The organism is Pedobacter sp. HMWF019, from assembly GCF_003061025.1.
Classification (GTDB): Bacteria; Bacteroidota; Bacteroidia; order Sphingobacteriales; family Sphingobacteriaceae; genus Pedobacter.
Genome location: NZ_QAIL01000539.1, coordinates 1 through 3831 on the forward strand (window position 1 = coordinate 1; position 3831 = coordinate 3831).

A 3831-nucleotide genomic window follows, 5' to 3' on the forward strand; every position below is an offset into this window, starting at 1 on the left:
GTAAAGACACGGCGGTAAATGAAATGCAGCAATATGCCGCAGCCCTTGGTGCAAATGCAATTATCGGTGTCGACCTGGATTATGAGACCGTTGGCAGTGGCGGAAGCATGCTGATGGTAGCCGCAACAGGTACGGCTGTTATTATAGAATAAAAGAAAAGGACCTTAAAAAAGGTCCTTTTCTTTTATAATGATAATATCTCTACGAGTTTTAACCAGGTTGGACTGATTTCTTCTGCGTTGATGTGTTTGATAGCATGACTAAAAGGTGTAAATACAATCTCTCTGTTGATTTGCCCAACCATTTCACCTGATTTACCGTGCAAGAGGCCTTCTACCGCAGAAACCCCAAACCGGCTGGCCAGAACCCTGTCCATACAACTTGGTTTACCCCCCCTTTGAATATGACCCAAAACGGACACCCGGATATCGTAGGCAGGAAATCTTTCTTTAAGCACTTCTCCAACATTAAAACCTCCACCAATTTCATCCCCTTCTGCAACAATAATAATTTTTGATGCTTTATCTTTACGTCCGTGCTCCAATCTGGTGATCAATCCTTCGATTCCTGTTTTAGCTTCTGGAATCAGAATGGCCTCAGCACCCACACCGATACCACTTCGAAGGGCAATAAGACCTGAGTCTCTACCCATTACCTCTACAATAAACAAACGGTCGTGAGATTCTGCTGTATCACGAATCTTATCAACTGCATTAATAACAGTATTGATTGCCGTATCATAGCCAATAGTAAAATCTGTACCTGCGAGGTCATTATCTATGGTTCCGGGCAAACCAATGATTGGGTAGCCAAACTCCTGGGAAAATAAATTTGCACCCGTAAATGTTCCGTCTCCACCAATTACAATTAAAGCGTCGATACCGTGCTTCACCAATTGCTCATGAGCCGTTTTGCGACCTTCAAATGTGCGAAAGCCATCACTTCTTGCTGTTTTTAGGATTGTTCCTCCACGTTGAATGATATTTGCCACCGATTTCCTGTCCATGGGCATGAAATCACCATTGATAAGGCCTTCATAACCCCTGAGTATTCCGGTAACTTCTAAGTCATAGTAAATTGCTGCTCTAACAACTGCCCTTATGGCAGCATTCATACCCGGGGCATCACCTCCGGAAGTCAATACACCTATATTTTTAATCTTATTCATTTAAACCTTATTTCCCTGCTTTAAATTTATCGAGTCCGCTCTGCAAATATGCAGCATATTCTTTAGCATCAAATATAGCACCTTTAGGCGTAACCAAAGGATTTAAATCCGGTCCGGCTAAAACATAAAAGGGCTGAGAGTTGGTATTGTATTTTGTAGCCTGGAAATCGCCATTCCACCAGCCAAGATCATCCGTATCATGTTTCAGGATGGTTGAATAATGTACTTTTTCTTTTGGCATTTTTACATTTCTTTCGTCTACATACAACTGGATCAGCACATATTCGTCACGAATTAATCTGCCCACTTCTTTATCGATCCAAACCATATCTTCCATTCTGCGGCAGTTGGTACAAGCATGGCCGGTAAAATCGATTAGAATTGGCTTATTCACCTTCTTCGCATATTCCAGCCCCTCATCCAGATCAAAGAAAGGATGAAAACCAACAGGAGGTTTCAAAAATTCACTGTGTTTTACCTTGGCAGGAAAATCAACAGATAAAGGTGCTGACGCAGATGATCCGCCCCCGCTTAAAATAAAATCCTGTGTATTTAATGGCGGGGCAATCCCGCTTAAAATACTCACTGGTGCTCCCCATAAACCGGGAACAAGGTACATGGCAAAAGAAAGTGAAATGATGGCAAAGAAAAGTCGTGGTACAGATACATAAGGGACATCACTGTCATGAGAAAATTTGATCTTTCCTAAGATATAAATCCCCATCAAAACAAAAATCACAATCCACAACACCAAAAATATTTCCCGGTCAAACCATTCCCAATGCCAGGCCAGATCAGCAGCAGAAAGGAATTTTAATGCCAATGCAAGCTCCAGGAAACCCAGACATACTTTAACGCTATTCAGCCAGCCTCCTGATTTAGGCATACTACTTAAAAAGCCTGGAAACACCGCAGATAAGGTAAACGGAAGCGCAAGCGCGAGGGCAAATCCAAACATTCCTACTGCTGGGGCCAGAATTTCTCCTTTAGAGCTGGCCTGAACCAGCAGAGTACCAATAATTGGTCCAGTACAGGAGAAAGAAACCAATGCCAATGAGGCTGCCATAAAGAAAATCCCTCCCAAACCCTTGCTGTCATCCGCTTTCTGATCTATCTTATTTACAATAGCACTTGGTAAGGTAATTTCAAAAGCACCAAAAAAAGACACTGCAAACACCACAAGGAGAATAAAGAACAAGAAATTAAACCAGCCGCTGCTGCTAAATGCATTTAGTCCTGCTGAGCCAAAGAGCGCAGTAATCAATAAACCAAAGGCTACATAAATCACAATAATAGAAAGTCCATAGATCAGGGCCTGTCCGATTCCTTTTTGTTTGCTACCGGATCTTTTTGTAAAGTAACTGATGGTTAATGGAACCATGGGAAAGATACAAGGCATCAGAAACGCAAGAAATCCACCAAAAAGGCCAGCGATAAATGTTTCCCAAAGCGTCTTTTCTTTCTCTGTCTGATCTGCTGCAGCTACCGTTTTCCCGGCAGGCGAAACGGCTTCCTCTTTTTTTACGGTATCAGCTTTAACAAGCTCTTTTTTCAGGTCATTTTTAGCGCTGTCTGCAGAAGAACCTATTTCTGTAAATTCTATATCATCGGTATTCAATGTCGAATCTTGCTGCTGTATAAGCGCAAAACTCTGCTCGGAATGCCCTAAACTAAGCGTAAGCATGACTCCTAAAACCAGTATTAATTTTTTCATCAGTATCTATTTTTAAAGGTTATGAAGCTATCACGTGCTACAAAAATTTATTCATTTCAGTCTGTGTAGTGCTGCACATGATGGTTTCATTTGTATTAATGAGCCCGTAAACTCGGTTTGTTTTTTATCGGTAAAGAGCTTTCATCTACTACCAAATATTTACATACATTGGTTTTGGTTGCGCCCCACATGAACGATTTCATTATATCAAGGCTGTGAATTTAACGATAATTTTTTATCTGGATAAAAAATAAAAAGAGCGCTTCCGGAGGGTTGCGCTCATCAATTTCTATAATAGACATAATCTATTTTACCTGAACGCTGAACTCCACTTCTGTTGGAGGCAAACATTTGCTATCGTTACAAACCATAAATTCTACTTTTCCTTTGACTGTTGCAGATGGTTTGTTTAGCTTTACTTTTTGCTGAAAAATAACTTGTTTTTCGAAATAACTTACATTCATATCGAATGACTTCTCAAATTTAGTAACTGGTTTTGGTTCTGAAGTAGTTCCAACCTTTACATAATCTTTAGAAGGGGCAAAAGTAATAGTTGTTTTTACAGGGCCGCCATCTTTTACATTTTGAGAATAAATATGCCATCCGTCTTCGATGTTTGCTTTAACAAAAACAATAGCTTCTGTTTTACTGATCTTTTTTTGTCCATAAGACCATTTTACCGGATTTTCGATCTGAGCTGATGCAGCAAAAACCGAAAGCACTAAAAAACTAAGTATTAATGTGATTCTTTTCATTGTGTGTGGTGTGTTTTTACTTAACGTTTTTTCAATTTAAAAATTCTATTTCCTTAAAATTATATTCCTTTTCTGTTTCTCCCTCCAGCAAGACCAGCATCCCGGTATCTCTTACCCCCTGTATGCTTGCGAAAAATACTTCGCCATTATGTCTGTACTTATGTTGTTCCTGAAACCTGTACAGTCTCTTATGA

Annotated in this window: 4 protein-coding genes; 1 reads left to right on the plus strand and 3 read right to left on the minus strand. The window is 40.1% G+C overall.

All coding sequences use genetic code 11. The features are described from left to right. The coding region (locus DBR11_RS26540) for a heavy metal-binding domain-containing protein (RefSeq protein WP_146186678.1) at positions 1–152 on the plus strand (152 nt) is incomplete at its 5' end. Positions 153–184: 32 nt separating this feature from the next. Here the strand turns inward: DBR11_RS26540 and pfkA are convergent. The 3 genes from pfkA to DBR11_RS26555 form a co-directional block, all read right to left on the minus strand. Next, the gene (gene pfkA / locus DBR11_RS26545; RefSeq protein WP_108555581.1) at positions 185–1168 is read right to left on the minus strand and encodes a 6-phosphofructokinase; all 984 of its coding nucleotides are present in this window, start codon (positions 1166–1168) and stop codon (positions 185–187) included. A 7-nt stretch (positions 1169–1175) separates the two neighbouring features. Continuing rightward, complete coding sequence (locus DBR11_RS26550; protein ID WP_108555582.1) at positions 1176–2882, minus strand: protein-disulfide reductase DsbD; 1707 nt, start codon at positions 2880–2882, stop codon at positions 1176–1178. Between the two features lie 305 nt (positions 2883–3187). Continuing rightward, on the minus strand, positions 3188–3637 hold the full coding sequence (locus DBR11_RS26555) for a protein-disulfide reductase DsbD domain-containing protein (protein WP_108555583.1): 450 nt from the start codon (positions 3635–3637) through the stop codon (positions 3188–3190). Positions 3638–3831: the final 194 nt, after the last annotated feature.